Origin of the sequence: Arthrobacter sp. C9C5, from assembly GCF_013359735.1 — a bacterium.
Classification (GTDB): domain Bacteria; phylum Actinomycetota; class Actinomycetes; order Actinomycetales; family Micrococcaceae; genus Arthrobacter.
Window position 1 is genome coordinate 1 of sequence record NZ_JABFMX010000001.1, and the last position, 13,618, is coordinate 13,618.

General features: G+C 68.1%; 13 protein-coding genes and 1 pseudogene. 9 read left to right on the forward strand and 5 right to left on the reverse strand.

Annotation, left to right across the window (positions count from 1 at the left end):
* Window positions 1–206 (forward strand): annotated as a pseudogene (locus tag HNO80_RS17755) (peptidoglycan DD-metalloendopeptidase family protein); the annotation flags it as partial.
* An 18-nt stretch (window positions 207–224) separates the two neighbouring features.
* On the opposite strand, the gene HNO80_RS00005 reads toward HNO80_RS17755, so the two are convergent.
* Together HNO80_RS00005 and HNO80_RS00010 are read right to left on the reverse strand one after the other, a co-directional pair.
* Window positions 225–374, reverse strand: a complete 150-nt coding sequence (locus HNO80_RS00005; RefSeq protein ID WP_175320833.1) for a hypothetical protein — start codon at window positions 372–374, stop codon at window positions 225–227.
* 153 nt (window positions 375–527) lie between these two features.
* On the reverse strand, window positions 528–1,505 hold the full coding sequence (locus HNO80_RS00010) for an ABC transporter substrate-binding protein (protein ID WP_175320834.1): 978 nt from the start codon (window positions 1,503–1,505) through the stop codon (window positions 528–530).
* A gap of 214 nt (window positions 1,506–1,719) precedes the next feature.
* Here HNO80_RS00010 and HNO80_RS00015 point away from each other — a divergent pair, with 214 nt between their 5' ends.
* Window positions 1,720–2,211: a MarR family winged helix-turn-helix transcriptional regulator gene (locus tag HNO80_RS00015; RefSeq protein ID WP_349627121.1), complete on the forward strand. Its 492-nt coding sequence runs from the start codon at window positions 1,720–1,722 to the stop codon at window positions 2,209–2,211.
* Window positions 2,212–2,237: 26 nt separating this feature from the next.
* On the opposite strand, the gene HNO80_RS00020 is transcribed toward HNO80_RS00015, so the two are convergent.
* From HNO80_RS00020 to HNO80_RS00030, 3 genes are read right to left on the reverse strand one after another with little or no spacing between them, the layout of a single operon-like run.
* Complete coding sequence (locus HNO80_RS00020) at window positions 2,238–3,026, reverse strand: spermidine synthase (protein WP_175320835.1); 789 nt, start codon at window positions 3,024–3,026, stop codon at window positions 2,238–2,240.
* Window positions 3,023–4,231 (reverse strand): aminotransferase class I/II-fold pyridoxal phosphate-dependent enzyme, encoded by a 1,209-nt coding sequence (locus tag HNO80_RS00025; RefSeq protein ID WP_175320836.1) that lies wholly within the window; start codon window positions 4,229–4,231, stop codon window positions 3,023–3,025. The genes HNO80_RS00020 and HNO80_RS00025 overlap by 4 nt, the downstream gene beginning before the upstream one ends.
* A complete protein-coding gene (locus HNO80_RS00030; RefSeq protein ID WP_175320837.1) occupies window positions 4,228–5,154 on the reverse strand; it encodes an SDR family NAD(P)-dependent oxidoreductase in 927 nt (308 codons plus the stop codon). The genes HNO80_RS00025 and HNO80_RS00030 overlap by 4 nt, the downstream gene beginning before the upstream one ends.
* Before the next feature lie 48 nt (window positions 5,155–5,202).
* Here HNO80_RS00030 and coaD point away from each other — a divergent pair, with 48 nt between their 5' ends.
* The 7 genes from coaD (at window position 5,203) to ftsY (ending at window position 13,542) form a co-directional block, all read left to right on the forward strand.
* Complete coding sequence (gene coaD, locus HNO80_RS00035) at window positions 5,203–5,703, forward strand: pantetheine-phosphate adenylyltransferase (RefSeq protein ID WP_175320838.1); 501 nt, start codon at window positions 5,203–5,205, stop codon at window positions 5,701–5,703.
* Window positions 5,704–5,876: 173 nt separating this feature from the next.
* On the forward strand, window positions 5,877–6,401 hold the full coding sequence (locus HNO80_RS00040; protein WP_146337283.1) for a YceD family protein: 525 nt from the start codon (window positions 5,877–5,879) through the stop codon (window positions 6,399–6,401).
* Window positions 6,402–6,437: 36 nt separating this feature from the next.
* Entirely contained in the window at window positions 6,438–6,641 is a 204-nt protein-coding gene (rpmF, locus tag HNO80_RS00045; RefSeq protein WP_056738282.1) for a 50S ribosomal protein L32, read from the forward strand.
* A gap of 21 nt (window positions 6,642–6,662) precedes the next feature.
* Window positions 6,663–7,442, forward strand: a complete 780-nt coding sequence (gene rnc, locus HNO80_RS00050) for a ribonuclease III (RefSeq protein WP_175320839.1) — start codon at window positions 6,663–6,665, stop codon at window positions 7,440–7,442.
* A gap of 8 nt (window positions 7,443–7,450) precedes the next feature.
* A complete protein-coding gene (mutM, locus tag HNO80_RS00055; RefSeq protein WP_175320840.1) occupies window positions 7,451–8,416 on the forward strand; it encodes a bifunctional DNA-formamidopyrimidine glycosylase/DNA-(apurinic or apyrimidinic site) lyase in 966 nt (321 codons plus the stop codon).
* A gap of 211 nt (window positions 8,417–8,627) precedes the next feature.
* Window positions 8,628–12,254 carry a chromosome segregation protein SMC gene (gene smc, locus HNO80_RS00060; protein ID WP_175320841.1) on the forward strand — a complete coding sequence of 1,209 codons (3,627 nt, stop codon included), beginning with the start codon at window positions 8,628–8,630 and terminating at the stop codon, window positions 12,252–12,254.
* A gap of 79 nt (window positions 12,255–12,333) precedes the next feature.
* Entirely contained in the window at window positions 12,334–13,542 is a 1,209-nt protein-coding gene (gene ftsY, locus HNO80_RS00065) for a signal recognition particle-docking protein FtsY (protein ID WP_175320842.1), read from the forward strand.
* Window positions 13,543–13,618 lie beyond the last annotated feature (76 nt).

Sequence of the window (13,618 nt, forward strand, 5' to 3'; positions counted from 1 at the left end):
CTGTCCCGGGTGCCTGGGGTCCGTCTCCGGTGGTTCTGACGTATCAGTGGAAAGCTGGCGGTGTTGCCATCACCGGGGCGGCCGGCGCGACGTACAAGCCTGTCGCGGCGGATGTCGGCAAGACCCTCACGGTCACTGTGACCGGCGCGAAGGCCGGTTACATCACGGCGGCTAGGACCTCTGCCGCCACAGTCCGCATAGCTTGATATCTTTGCGCGTTCATCCTAAAGCGGTGAGACGGACGATGACTGCTCGGAGGACAGGGCCGCCGCGGGAGGTGGGCCTACTTTGTCCGGGCGGCGTTCGAAGACCGGCAGCGCCTCGGCATTCTTGGCGACCGACCTCGTCGGCGGGTTTTCTGTAACTGCGTCCATTCCGCTGGCTTGAAGGTGTGACGGGATCGCCCGGGACGAACGGGCACTACGCACATGTGCGCGGCGCAGGACGCCTCTGGCTAAACCCGCACATGACAAGGGGACGACGGCGGAACCTCCCGCCGTCGTCCCCTTCTTTATCCCCGCGAGCCTTTATTTCAGGATTGTGCCCGACACGTCCGGCGTCGAGGGCACAATGCCGTACTTGGCCATCAGCTCGCCGAGCTTGCCCAGGACGGGTTCGTTCAGCTTGCCGTCGAAGTCCTCCAGCCGGAGCTTCTTGGCTACGGCCTCCGGCATCTTCATGAACGCAGGCAGCAGTGCCCGGACCTTGTCAGGGTTGCTCTGCGCCAGGGCAAGGGTCTCCGTCATGGCCGCCTTGAAGTCGGCAACCACCTGCGGATTCTGCTGGGCATAGCCGCCGCTGGTGAAGGTGACCATGGTGGGCAGGCCCGGCAGCGCCGCCTGGTTGTTGTACGTCACCAGCTTGTTGCCTTCCGCCAGCAGCTTGGACAGAAACGGTTCCGGAACCCAGACAGCATCCGCATTCCCCTTGGCGAGCTGGGCACCCATGTCCTGGAAAGGCAGTTCGAGGAACTGGACCGCGCCCGGATCGCCGCCCTGCTTCGACACAGCCTCCTTAATGGTCAGGTCTCCCTGCGCATTGAGGGTGTTGACCGCGACCTTCTTCCCGACGAGGTCCTTGGCCGAGGTAATGCCCGAGTCCGCCTTGGCGACGACGCCGTTGATGTCATCCCCGGTGGGGAGCGAGTTCGAATACCCGGAGACAATCTTCATGTCCAGGCCTTTGTTCTTGGCCAGGAGCACGGACAGCGGGTTCCCCACGGAGAAGTTCATGGTTCCGGTGGAGACGGCGGGAAGCATTGCCGCCCCGCCCTGCCCGCTCTGCAACTCGACCTTGAGCTTGTGCTTCGCAAAAATCCCCTCGTCGATGCCCAGCTGCACAGCAGCGGACGGCGCAATCGAGATCACACCCACACTGATGTTGCGGACACCATCGCCGCCGGCGGACGCGGCGTTCGACGCCGACCCGGACGGCGACCCGGCGCCGCATCCGGTGAGCAGCAAGGCCGCGGCAACTCCGACGGCGGCAAATGTGAGTCTCTTCATAACAGTCCACTTCCTTGGGGGTAGTTATTGGGCGGTCGGGACACTTGCCGGGCAGACGACCCTGCGGGTAGCCCCGTAGCTACATAAATGACAACCCACATAATTGACGTTGTCAATCATAATTTTCTCAACTATTTTCCGGAGTGCGGGGCCGCCAGCGGTATCGTTGGCGCTGTCAAGCGTTCCAGGCGCCAACCAGAAGCTGCGAGGATCTGTGGCCGAATCAACCCAGCACGGTGAGGACCCGTGGGAGGGCGCCGCGATTCCGGCCGTCCCCGACCGCTTTCTCGCCAGCGATTTGGTGGACGAAATTGAATTCCTGGCGGCGCGGGCGAGATCCCTGGGCAGCGCCCACGCCAATGCCGTGCTGGCCCCGCTGGATCTGAAGGTGCGGTCCTACTCGGTCCTGGCGATGGCCTGCAGCGACACTGGGCCCTCGCAGCGCGAGCTCGCCGATTTCCTGCGCTTGGATCCGAGCCAGATTGTCTCCCTGGTTGACGCACTGGAACAGCGCGGGCTGGTGTTCCGCGCGCCCGATCCCCGCGACCGGCGGTCCAAGGTCATCCGCCCGACGGCAGCCGGCACGGAGCTGCATCAACGTGCGGCGGCGGCCGTCCGGGTGGCCGAAGAGACGTCCTTGGCGTCCCTCGACGGTCCGGAACGGGATCAGCTCCGCGTCCTGCTGCGAAAGATCGCGTTCAGCTGAGTTTCGTGCTGCGTAGTGGCCGTGGACTAGGCGGAGAGCACGTCCAGCTCGACGCCGGAGAGCACCTTTGCCGGGTGCGGGCCGCGGGCCGTCAGCGCCGCGGTCCAGACCTCGGGCCACGGGCCCTGGGTGCCGGTCAGGATGATGTTGCCGGGGTGCCGGCCGGCGAACATGCCGGTCTCTGCGAACGCGGCCACATCGGCCATCGCCCGGCGCAGCGCGGCGACCTGGCTGCGGACCAGGGTCAGGCCCGGCTCGTCGCCGACATTGACGATCAGTACGCCCCGCGGGGTCAGCCTGGCCGCGGCTTCCAAGTAGAACCCGGTGCTGGCAATGTGCTCGGGCGCCTCCGGACCGGAAAAGATGTCCAGGATCACGACGTCGAAGCGCAGTTCCGCGGGCAGCGTGGCCAGGGATTCGCGGGCGTCGCCGATGACGGTGTGCAGCTCGGTCCCCGCGGGCATCGGCAGCTGCTGCAGCACGAAGTCCAGCAGTTCCCGCTCCAGCTCCACGGCGTACTGCACGGAACCCGGACGGGTCGCCTGGATATAGCGCGCCAGCGTCAGCGCCCCGGCGCCCAGATGGAGGGCGCTGATGGGTTCGCCCCACGGCGCCGCGAGATCCACCACGTGGCCGATCCGGCGCAGATACTCGTAGAAAATGTCGCTGGGGTCGGCCAGGTTGACGTGGGACTGTTCGGCCCCGCCGATGCTCAGCACGAACCCGCCCTCGGTGAACTCGTCGGGCTCGATCACGGCGTGCTGGCCGGTGGTCCGCAGGAACCGCGTGGCCGCCGGGGTGCCCTCCGTGCTCACAGTACGTACCGGAGGGTGGCGAGCCGTTCGGCGGCTTCCTCCAGGACGTGGGTCCGCTTGCAGAACGCGAAGCGGAGCAGGCTGCGGGTCCGCTCTGCGCCCTCGGGGTGACAGAAGACCGGAACCGGGATGGCGGCAACGCCCACCAGTTCCGGCAGCCGGCGGGCCAGGTCTACCGAATCGGAAATCCCTAGCGGGGCGGTGTCCACGTTCACGAAGTAGGTACCCTGCGGGGTGAAGACCTCCAGTCCCGCCGCACGCAGGCCTTCGCTCAGGATGTCCCGCTTGAGCCGCAGGGTGTCGGCGATGCCGGCGTAGAACTCGTCCGGCAAGCCCAGGCCCACCGCAATGGCGCTCTGGAACGGGGTCCCGGAACTGTAGCTCAGGAACTGCTTGACCGTCCGGGCCGCGGCAACGAGGTGTTCGGGGCCGCTGAGCCAGCCGATCTTCCAACCGGTGAAGGAGAAGGTCTTTCCGGCGGACGAAATGGTCAAGGTGCGGTCGGCCGCGCCGGGCAGTGTGGCGATCGGCAGGTGCGCGACGTCGAAGGTGAGGTGCTCGTAGACCTCATCCGTGATGATGACGGCGTCGTGCTTAATGGCGAGCTCGACGACGCGTTCCAGCGCTTCGCGGGGGAATACCGCGCCGGTGGGGTTGTGCGGGTTGTTGACCAGCACCACCTTGGTGCGGTCGCTGAAGGCCGCGGCCAGCGCATCGAGGTGGGGCATGAAATCGGGAGCCAGCAGCGGGGCGGTGACGTGCGTGGCGCCGGACAGCCCGATGATGGCGCCGTAGGAGTCGTAGAACGGCTCGAAGGTGAGGACCTCGTCGCCGGGCCCAACCAGGGCGAGTAGTGCGGCGGCGATGGCCTCCGTGGCGCCGGTGGTGACGATGATTTCCGTCTGCGGATCCGGGGTCAGCCCATAGAACCGTTCCTGGTGCAGGGAGATGGCCTCGCGCAGCTCAAGGATGCCCTTGCCGGGGGCGTACTGGTTGGCGCCCGCGGCGATCGCGGCCTGGGCTGCGTCCTTGATCTCCGCCGGGCCGTCCTCGTCCGGGAAGCCCTGGCCGAGGTTGATGGCACCGGTCCTGAGCGCCAGCGTGGTCATCTCCTCGAAGATGGTGACGCCCAGGTCCCCGCCGGGGGAGAGCAGGTTGGCGCCGCTAGCCGCACGCTGCCAGGGGGCCAGCGGCTGTCCGCTCACCGGGTCCCCGCCTGGCTGGGGCTTTCATCGGCACCGTCGCCAACGCCGTTGGAGGCACTGCCCGTGCGGCCGGTGAACTTGTCCATGGTGGTGTAAATGCCGAAGATCTTCCCGCCGACGAAGTCCCAGGCCCGGACCGGCAGCAGCCCGCGAAGCACCTTGCCGAGCTGCGCCGTCGCCGGGGCGATCAGCTGCGGCTGACCGGCCACGGTGGCCCGCCAGGCGCGGTTGACGGCGTCGTCCGGGGTCATCAGCGGGGTGAAGAGCGGGCCCCGGGCACCGGTGAACATGCCGGTGGAGATGTAGCTGGGGCAGAACGTGGTCACCTTGAGGTGGCCATAGCCCTGCTGTTCGAGCTCCAGCCGCAGCGAGTCGCTCCAGCCGATGACCGCCCACTTGGACGCGGCGTAGACGCTCATCCGCGGATTGGACACGGTGCCCGCGGCGGAGGCGATGTTCAGGATCCGGCGCGGCCGGCCGACGTCGGCCATCATGGCCGGCAGGAAGGCGTGGGTGACATACATCGGGGCGAGCGCATTGATGTCCATGGTCAGGGCGATGTCCCGGGCCGGCTCGTGGTCCCAGAACAGGGCACCGCGCACGATCCCGGCGTTGTTGACCAGCAGGGTGAGCGGGCCTTCGGACTTCGCCTCCGCGGCGGCCTCCGCGATCGCCTCCCGGCTGGCCAGGTCGACCCGGCGGACGACGGCGCGCGCGCCGAGCGCCGTGACCTCATCGGCGGTCCGGGCAAGGCCGTCGGCGTCGACGTCCCAGAGAATGACGACGGCGGCTCCCTCCCGGGCCGCGCGAAGGGCGTAAAGCCGCCCCATGCCCATGGCGGCTCCGGTCACGAGGACGACCCCGCCGGCAACCGTGAACGGCGCGGACGTGGGCTCGGCAGTGGAACTCTTAGATGCTGACATGCCGCCATGCTATCCCGGCCCGCAAGGCCCATGCGGTAGGTTCGGAGGATGAGACGCGCCGTATGCCCTGGCTCCTTTGACCCTATCCATAACGGCCACCTGGAAGTCATAGCCCGGGCGGCCAGCCTCTTCGACGAGGTCATCGTGGCAGTATCGACCAACTACGCCAAGAAATACCGTTTCGGGCTCGAGGAACGGCTGGACATGGCCCGGGAAACCCTGGCCTCGCTGCGGGGGATCGTGGTGGAACCCGTGGGGGAGGGGCTGCTCGCCGAGTACTGCCGGCAGCGCGGAGCCAACGCGATCGTGAAGGGCCTGCGATCGTCCTCGGACTTCGACTACGAGCTGCCGATGGCCACCATGAACCGGCAGCTGACCGGCGTGGAGACCGTGTTCATTCCGGCCGAGGGCCACTACCTGCACCTGTCCTCCACGCTGATCAAGGAAGTCTTCACCCTCGGCGGCGACGTCGCGGACTTCGTGCCGAAGTCAGTGCTGAAACGGCTGGGCTCCGGCGAGCCGGTCCAGGATGCGCCCCGCAGAGGGTAAGCTTGATCGGTACTCGGCGGCCTGCTGCCGGTTGCGCGGCCTAACCGGGCCGGTGTGCGGTGCTGAACCGCGCGCTGCCGGCCGGTTTGAGTCCGTCCGGAAGATCAGGCTAAGATGGTACGTCGGTCATATGTTCAACAGGAGTTCTCATTAAACGAGATGCTAGTTCGCCCCTGGCGTTCGACGTCAAGGACCTCGGACGCAGTCCGGGAAGCATGCGGACACTGACGGAACATGTACCCGCACCAAGTGACCTTGGTGTGGCGCTCATTGGTGTGCAGGAAGGCTCGGATGTCGAGCTGGATCTGCGGCTGGAGGCCGTACACGAAGGAATTCTGGTATCGGGCACCGCGAACGTCGAAGTAACCGGCGAATGCGGTCGATGCCTGGATCCCCTTGCGTATGACCTTGAGGTCAATGTGCAAGAACTTTTCTTCTACGGGGATGCTGAATTCCCGGACGAAGAAGACGAACAAGAGCAACGTCGAGTCGAGCACGATCTGATCGATCTTGAGCCGGTGTTGCGGGACGCAGTTGTCACTATGCTGCCGTTCCAGCCGGTGTGCCGGGAAGACTGCCAGGGCCTTTGCTCCGAATGCGGAGTTCGCCTGGAAGACGAGCCGGGGCACCACCACGAGGTCGTAGATCCTCGCTGGGCTGCCCTAGCTGATCTGGCTAAGCCTGACCGGCAAAACTGATTTGTAAGTGTTGGACTAGAGAGAAATGAGTTAGCCGTGGCTGTCCCGAAGCGGAAAATGTCTCGCTCGAATACCCGCGCCCGCCGCTCCCAGTGGAAGGCAACCGCCCCCCACCTGGTGAAGACCGTGGAAAACGGACAGGTTGTTTACAGCCTGCCGCACCAGGCAAAGGTCGTTACCGACTCGGCTGGCACCGCGCTGTTCCTTGAGTACAAGGGCCGCAAGGTCGCAGACGTCTAATCCGCCAACAGGCTGACCAAGATGTCTTCAACTGAAGAGCTTCTGAAGCGTCTCGGTGTCTCTATTGACGCCGGGACGCTTCGTCTTGCTCTGACACACCGTTCCTACGCCTACGAAAACGGCGGCATCCCCACCAACGAACGGCTCGAGTTCCTCGGCGACTCCATCCTGGGCTTCTCCGTCACCGACGCGCTGTACCGCGACAACCCCGAGCTGCCAGAAGGGGACCTGGCCAAGCGCCGCTCCGCCGTCGTCAGCACCCGGGCGCTGGCCGGCATCGGCCGCAGCATCGGGCTGGGCGAGTACATCTACCTCGGCCAGGGCGAGAAGCTCACCGAGGGCAAGAACAAGGCCTCCATCCTGGCGGACACCATGGAGGCGCTTATTGGCGCCACCTACCTGTCCAACGACCTGGAGACCGCGCGGCAGCTCGTCATGCGGCTGGTCGGCCCGCTGCTCCAGGACGCGGGTGCGCTGGGCGCCGGCACCGACTGGAAAACCAGCATCCAGGAGCTCGCGGCCAGCCGGCAGCTCGGCACGATCAATTATGCCGTGGAGGGCTCCGGCCCGGACCATGCGCGGACCTTCGAAGCCGTGCTGCGGATCGGCGGCAACGACTACGGCACCGGCTCGGGAAATTCCAAGAAGGAAGCCGAACAGGAAGCAGCCGCCGACGCCTGGCGCCGGCTTTCCGCGCCCGCTCCCGCCCGGTCCCCGGACGCCGCTCAGGCCGCCTCTTCGGACGCGCCGGCCGACGCACCGGCCGACGCCGCGCCGTTCAAGACCCAGACCGGCAGCTAGGCGCCTCCTTGCCTGAACTGCCCGAGGTCGAAGTGGTCCGGCGCGGCCTGGTGAACTGGGTGCGCGGCCGGACCATCACCGCCGTAGAGGTGCTGGATCCGCGCTCCATCCGCCGGCACGCGCTTGGCGTCGAGGACTTCGCCGGAAACCTCGAAGGTGCCCGGGTGCTCGACATCGTCCGCCGCGGAAAGTTCCTGTGGCTGCCGCTGGCGGACACCCCCGCGGGTGCCAGCAGCGCGGCTCCGGAGCCGGCCCCAGCCGTCGCGCTGATGGCCCACCTGGGCATGTCCGGCCAGCTCCTGATGCAGGACGGTGCCGTCGCAGACGAGAAGCACCTAAAGATCCGGCTGCGGCTCAGTGCCGCCGCGGGCATGCCCGACCAGCTGCGCTTCGTGGACCAGCGCATCTTCGGCGGGCTGTTCCTCACCGCGCTGATCCCCACGCCCGACGGCGGTCCCGGCGGCCTCGCGGAGACGCCGTTGCCGCTGATCGCCGAGGAAGCCGCGCACATTGCCCGGGACCCGTTGGACCCGCACTTTTCCTTCGACGTCTTCTACCGGCGGCTCCGGGCGCGCAAGACCGGCCTCAAGCGGGCGCTCCTGGACCAGGCGCTGGTTTCCGGGATCGGCAACATCTACGCGGACGAGGCGCTCTGGCTGGCCAAACTTCACTATGCCCGGCCCACGGACACCCTCCGCCGGTCCGAGGCGCTGCGGGTGCTCGACGCGGCCCGGCAGGTCATGACGGACGCCCTCGCTGCCGGGGGGACCAGCTTCGATTCCCTCTACGTCAACGTCAACGGCGCGTCCGGCTACTTCGAGCGGTCCCTGAACGCCTACGGCCGCGAGGGCCAGGAATGCCGGCGCTGCGCGGAAGCGGGCATCGTGAGCCTGATGAAGCGCGAACAGTTCATGAACCGCTCCTCCTACACCTGTCCGGTCTGCCAGCCGCGGCCGCGTAACGGGCGCTGGTAGCCGGACGCCCGCGAATCAGGGCGCCGCGCTCCTGCCTAACCCACGTCGAGTGCTCCATAACTGCCGTTATGAGGCCTCGAAAGGGCCGTTATGGAGCAACCGACGCTGGAACATGGCACCGAGACCCCAAATCCGCTGAATATGTTGTGGTGCCAGTAGATTTAGGGCAGGAAACACCCCCGCTTCCGCCACACAGGAGACCCGAAACACCTTGCATCTCAAAAGCCTGACCGTCCGCGGATTCAAGTCGTTCGCCTCCGCGACGACGTTCGAATTCGAACCTGGCGTCACCGCCGTGGTGGGACCCAACGGCTCGGGCAAGTCCAACGTGGTCGACGCCTTGTCCTGGGTGATGGGCGAGCAGGGGGCCAAGACGCTCCGCGGCGGCAAGATGGAGGACGTCATTTTTGCCGGAACCTCCGGCCGGCCGCCGCTGGGCCGCGCCCACGTCTCGCTGACTATCGACAACAGCGACGGCGCGTTGCCGATCGACTACAGCGAAGTGACGATCTCCCGCACGCTGTTCCGCACCGGCGGCTCGGAATATGCAATCAACGGTGCAAGCTGCCGGCTGCTGGACATCCAGGAACTGCTCTCGGACTCCGGCCTGGGCCGTGAAATGCACGTAATCGTCGGGCAGGGGCAACTGGACAAGGTCCTGCACGCCACCCCGGAGGACCGGCGCGGCTTCATCGAGGAGGCCGCCGGCATCCTCAAGCACCGCCGCCGCAAGGAAAAAACGGTCCGCAAACTCGAAGCCATGCAGGCCAACCTCGCCCGGCTCAGCGACCTCACCGGGGAAATCCGGCGCCAGCTCACCCCGCTGGGCAAGCAGGCCGAGGTGGCCCGCCGCGCCCAGACCGTCCAGTTCGAGGTCCGCGACGCCCGCTCCCGGCTCCTGGCCGACGAGCTGGTCCAGCTTCAGTCCGTGCTGGCCAAGGACGTCGCGGATGAGAGCGCGCTGAAGGCCCGCCGCGCCGTCGTCGAACGGGAACTCGAAAGCGGCCGCCAGCGCCAGGCCGGTCTGGAGCAACTCGCCGCGGAGGCCACTCCAAAGCTCAACGCCGCCCGGGACAGCTGGTACCAGCTCTCCTCCGGACGCGAACGGCTGCGCTCCCTCGGATCGCTCGCGGAGGAACGCCGCCGCCTGCTCGGGGCGACCGACGCGGCCCCGGACACCGGCCGCGACCCCGAGCAGCTCGACAAGCAGGCAGCCCGGGTCCGCGCGGAACAGTCCGGGTTGGAAGACCAGATTGTCGAGCAGCGAACCGCCCTCGACGCCGCTACCGCAGCCAAGCAGGAAGCCGAAAGCGCAGCCGCGGCGGAGGACAAGCGCCTCGCCACCCTGCTCCGGGCCGCCGCGGACCGCCGCGAGGGCCTTGCCCGGCTCGCCGGCCAGGTGGGTGCCGCGAGGTCCCGGGTCGAATCCGCCCAGGCCGAACTCGGCCGGCTGAGGGAATCGCAGAAGTCCGGTGAGGAACGGCGCCGCCTCGCCCAAAGCGAGTTCACCGCCCTCGAATCCCAGGTGGCCGGCGTCGAGGACGGCGAGGAGACCCTCGACGCCGAATACGAAGCCGCAAGCGAGGCCCTCGACGCCGTCGTAGCCGAAATCGACGCCCTCAAGGCGGCCGAACGCGAGGGCGAGCGGGAACGCGACGCCCTCGTGGCCCGCCGGGACGCCCTGCAGCTTGGCATGAACCGCAAGGACGGTTCGGAGCACGTGGTGGCCTCGGGGCTGCCCGGCGTGCTGGGCCCGCTCGCGGGCATGCTGAGCGTGGAGACCGGCTACGAGGCCGCCATCGCCGCCGCGCTGGGCAGCTGCTCCGACGCCGTCGTCGTGCGCGACGCAGCAGCAGCCGCCGAGGCCGTGCAGCTCCTGAAGGACGACGACGCCGGCCGCGTCTCGCTGCTGCTGGCCGACGGCTCCGGCTTGTCCAGTGCCTCCGCACCCTCTGCAGGAAAAGACGACGCCGGCCTGCCCGCGGGCGTTCGCTGGGCCGCCGGACTCGTCAGCCCCGTCGGCGACAAGAACGGCGACACGGACGGCGGCACCGGCCTGCCGCTCGGGCAGCTGCTCGAAGGCACCGCCGTCGTCGAGGACCTCGACGCCGCGGCGCGGCTCATTGCCGCCCGGCCGGAGCTGACCGCGGTGACCCGGACCGGGGATGTGTTCACTGCACTGAGTGTCAGCGGCGGCTCCGCCACGGCGCCGTCACTGCTGGAAGTCCAGGCCGCCGTCGACGACGCCGCCGCTCGGCTCGCCGGCGTGGGCGCAGAGCTGGAACGCAACCGCTTCGCCCTGGCCGCCGCCGAATCCCGCCGCGCCGCCGCCCAGGACCGTGCCGACGCCGCCCTTGAGAAGCTGCACGACTCGGACGCCCGGCTCGCCGCCGTGGCCGAACGGCTGGGTCACCTGAACTCGGTGCTGCGCAGTGCCGTCGGGGAAAGCGAACGCCTCGCCGCGTCGCTGGCCCGGGCGGAGGCGAACATCCAGGCGGAGCAGGAGGCGCTGGAGGCTGTCGCCGCCCGGCTCGCCGCAGCCCAGGAGGCCCCCACGGAGGACGAGCCTTCGCCGGAACACCGCGACGCCCTCGCCCTCGCGGCGTCCGCGGCGCGCGCGGCTGAAATGGAGGCCCGCCTCACGCTGCGCAGCGCGGAGGAACAACTGACCGCCACCCGCAACCGGGCCGCCTCGCTGGAGCGGGCCGCCGCCACCGAACGCCGCGCCCGCGAAGAGGCCGCCGAACGGGCCCGCCGCCGCCGGCTCCAGGCCGGCCGCGCCGCAGCCGTGGCCGCCGCCGTCGGACAGGTGATCGGCTTCATCGACGTGTCGGTGGAACTGGCCCGCCGCGAACGCGACCATGCCGAGGAGCGCCGCGAGCAAATGGAGCGTGAACTGGCCGCGGTCCGCACCGGCAACGACGCCCTCGCCCGTGAACTGGCTGAGCTGACCGACTCCGTGCACCGGGACGAACTGGCCCGCGCGCAGCAGCGCCTGCGGATCGAAGCCCTCGAGCTGCGCAGCGTCGAGGAACTCGGCCTGACCGCGGACCAGTTGGTCGCCGACTTCGGCCCGGACCAGCCCGTACCCTTGCCGGCCGGCGAATCAGGGGACAAGTGGGCGGCCCTCCGCGCCCCCGTCGACGAGGACGGACACGAGATCGTCGAAGGCAAACCCTTCGTCCGCGAAGAGCAGGAAAAGCGGCTCCGCAAGGCCGAACGCGACCTCTCAGCCCTGGGCCGGGTCAACCCGCTCGCGCTGGAGGAGTTTGCGGCCCTCGAGGAGCGCCACCAGTTCCTGAGCACCCAGCTGGAGGACCTCAAGTCCAGCCGCAAGGACCTGCTGGACATCATCAAGGAAGTCGACGAACGCGTGCAGAAGGTCTTCGCCGAGGCCTTCGAGGACACCGCGGCGCAGTTCGTCCGGGTCTTCGCCCGGCTGTTCCCGGGCGGCGAAGGCAGGCTGGTGCTGACCGACCCCTCGGACATGCTCACCACCGGCATCGAGGTGGAGGCGCGCCCCGCCGGCAAGAAGATCAAGCGGCTTTCCCTGCTGTCCGGCGGTGAACGGTCGCTGACGGCGGTGGCCCTGCTGGTGGCGATCTTCAAAGCCCGGCCCTCGCCGTTCTACGTCATGGACGAGGTGGAGGCCGCCCTGGACGACACCAATCTGGGCCGCCTCATCACCATCTTCGAGGAGCTGCGCGAGTCCAGCCAGCTGATCGTCATCACGCACCAGAAACGCACCATGGAGGTCGCGGACGCACTCTACGGCGTCACCATGCGCGGCGACGGGGTCTCCACCGTGATCAGCCAGCGGCTGGGGGCCGAGGTCTGAGGTCCGGCGCCTGAAGGCCTGCTCCGGACGGAGCCCGGGCCGCCTCCGGGGCGTTTGGGGTTTGTGAGAAGCTAGGGGAGTGAACGACATCCTCCCCATCATCCTGCCCATCCTCGTTGCCGTGGTGGTCCTCGGTGCGCTGATTCCGGTGCTCATGAAGACCCGGAAGAACATCACCAACTACCCGTCGCAGCGCGACGCGAACGACCCCGTGCAGGGTGCCGGCGGCGGCACGCTGCTGGAGGACCGTCCCGCTCCGCCCCGCGGGGCCACGGCGCCGGACGCCGTCGACCTCGAAGGCCTCGAAACCGTCGAGGTGCCGGACAACGTCGCAGGCCTCGAGACCGTCCCGGTCGAGACCCCGCTGCCGGTGGCGGGCCGCCTGACCCGGCTGCGCGAACGCCTGGTCAAGTCCAACAACATCCTGGGCAAGGGCCTGCTCGCCCTGCTCTCCGCGGACAAGATCGACGAAAACGTCTGGGACGAGGTCGAGGAGACCCTGCTGCTGGCGGACCTCGGCACGGAACCGACGATGCAGCTCGTGGACGCCCTCCGCGAACGCGTCAAGGTCCTGGGGACCCGTTCGCCCGAGCAGGTCAAGGCCCTGCTGCGCGAGGAACTCATCAAGCTCGTGGACCCCACGATGGACCGCAGCCTGAACGTCGAGCGGCACGCGGACAAGCCCGCGGTCATGATGGTGGTCGGCGTCAACGGGGTCGGCAAGACCACCACGGTCGGCAAGCTCGCCCGAGTGCTTGTTGCCGAGGACAAGGATGTGCTGCTTGGCGCTGCCGACACCTTCCGTGCCGCCGCGGCTGAGCAGCTCGCCACCTGGGGCCAGCGCGTCGGCGTCCCCACGGTCAAGTCCGACGTCGACGGGGCGGACCCGGCGTCCGTCGCCTACGAGGCGGTCAAGGCCGGCATCGACCAGGAAGTCGACGTCGTCATGATCGACACCGCCGGCCGGCTGCAGAACAAGGTCGGCCTGATGGACGAGCTCGGCAAGGTCAAGCGCGTTATTGAAAAGCTCGCTGAGGTGGACGAGGTGCTCTTGGTCCTGGATGCGACGACCGGCCAGAACGGCCTGAACCAGGCCCGCGTCTTCGCCGAGGTCGTGAACATCACCGGCATCGTGCTGACCAAGCTGGACGGCACCGCCAAGGGCGGCATCGTCGTCGCGATCCAGAAGTCACTCGGGGTGCCGGTCAAGCTGATCGGCCTCGGTGAAGGCGCGGATGACCTGGCGCCCTTCGACGCAGAAAGCTTCGTGGACGCGCTGCTGAACTAGCCCGCCCCGCCCAACTAGCTCGCAGTTGTTGTCGTTTTCAGCCCTCAAAACGACGACAAGTGCGAGCTAGTTTGGG

Excerpts from the sequence above, each read along its gene's own strand:
- coaD (WP_175320838.1), top strand. The coding sequence starts at position 5,203 with ATGAGACGCGCCGTATGCCCTGGCTCCTTTGACCCTATCCATAACGGC.
- rnc (WP_175320839.1), top strand. The coding sequence starts at position 6,663 with ATGTCTTCAACTGAAGAGCTTCTGAAGCGTCTCGGTGTCTCTATTGAC.
- HNO80_RS00030 (WP_175320837.1), bottom strand. The coding sequence starts at position 5,154 with ATGTCAGCATCTAAGAGTTCCACTGCCGAGCCCACGTCCGCGCCGTTC.
- HNO80_RS00005 (WP_175320833.1), bottom strand. The coding sequence starts at position 374 with ATGGACGCAGTTACAGAAAACCCGCCGACGAGGTCGGTCGCCAAGAAT.
- HNO80_RS00010 (WP_175320834.1), bottom strand. The coding sequence starts at position 1,505 with ATGAAGAGACTCACATTTGCCGCCGTCGGAGTTGCCGCGGCCTTGCTG.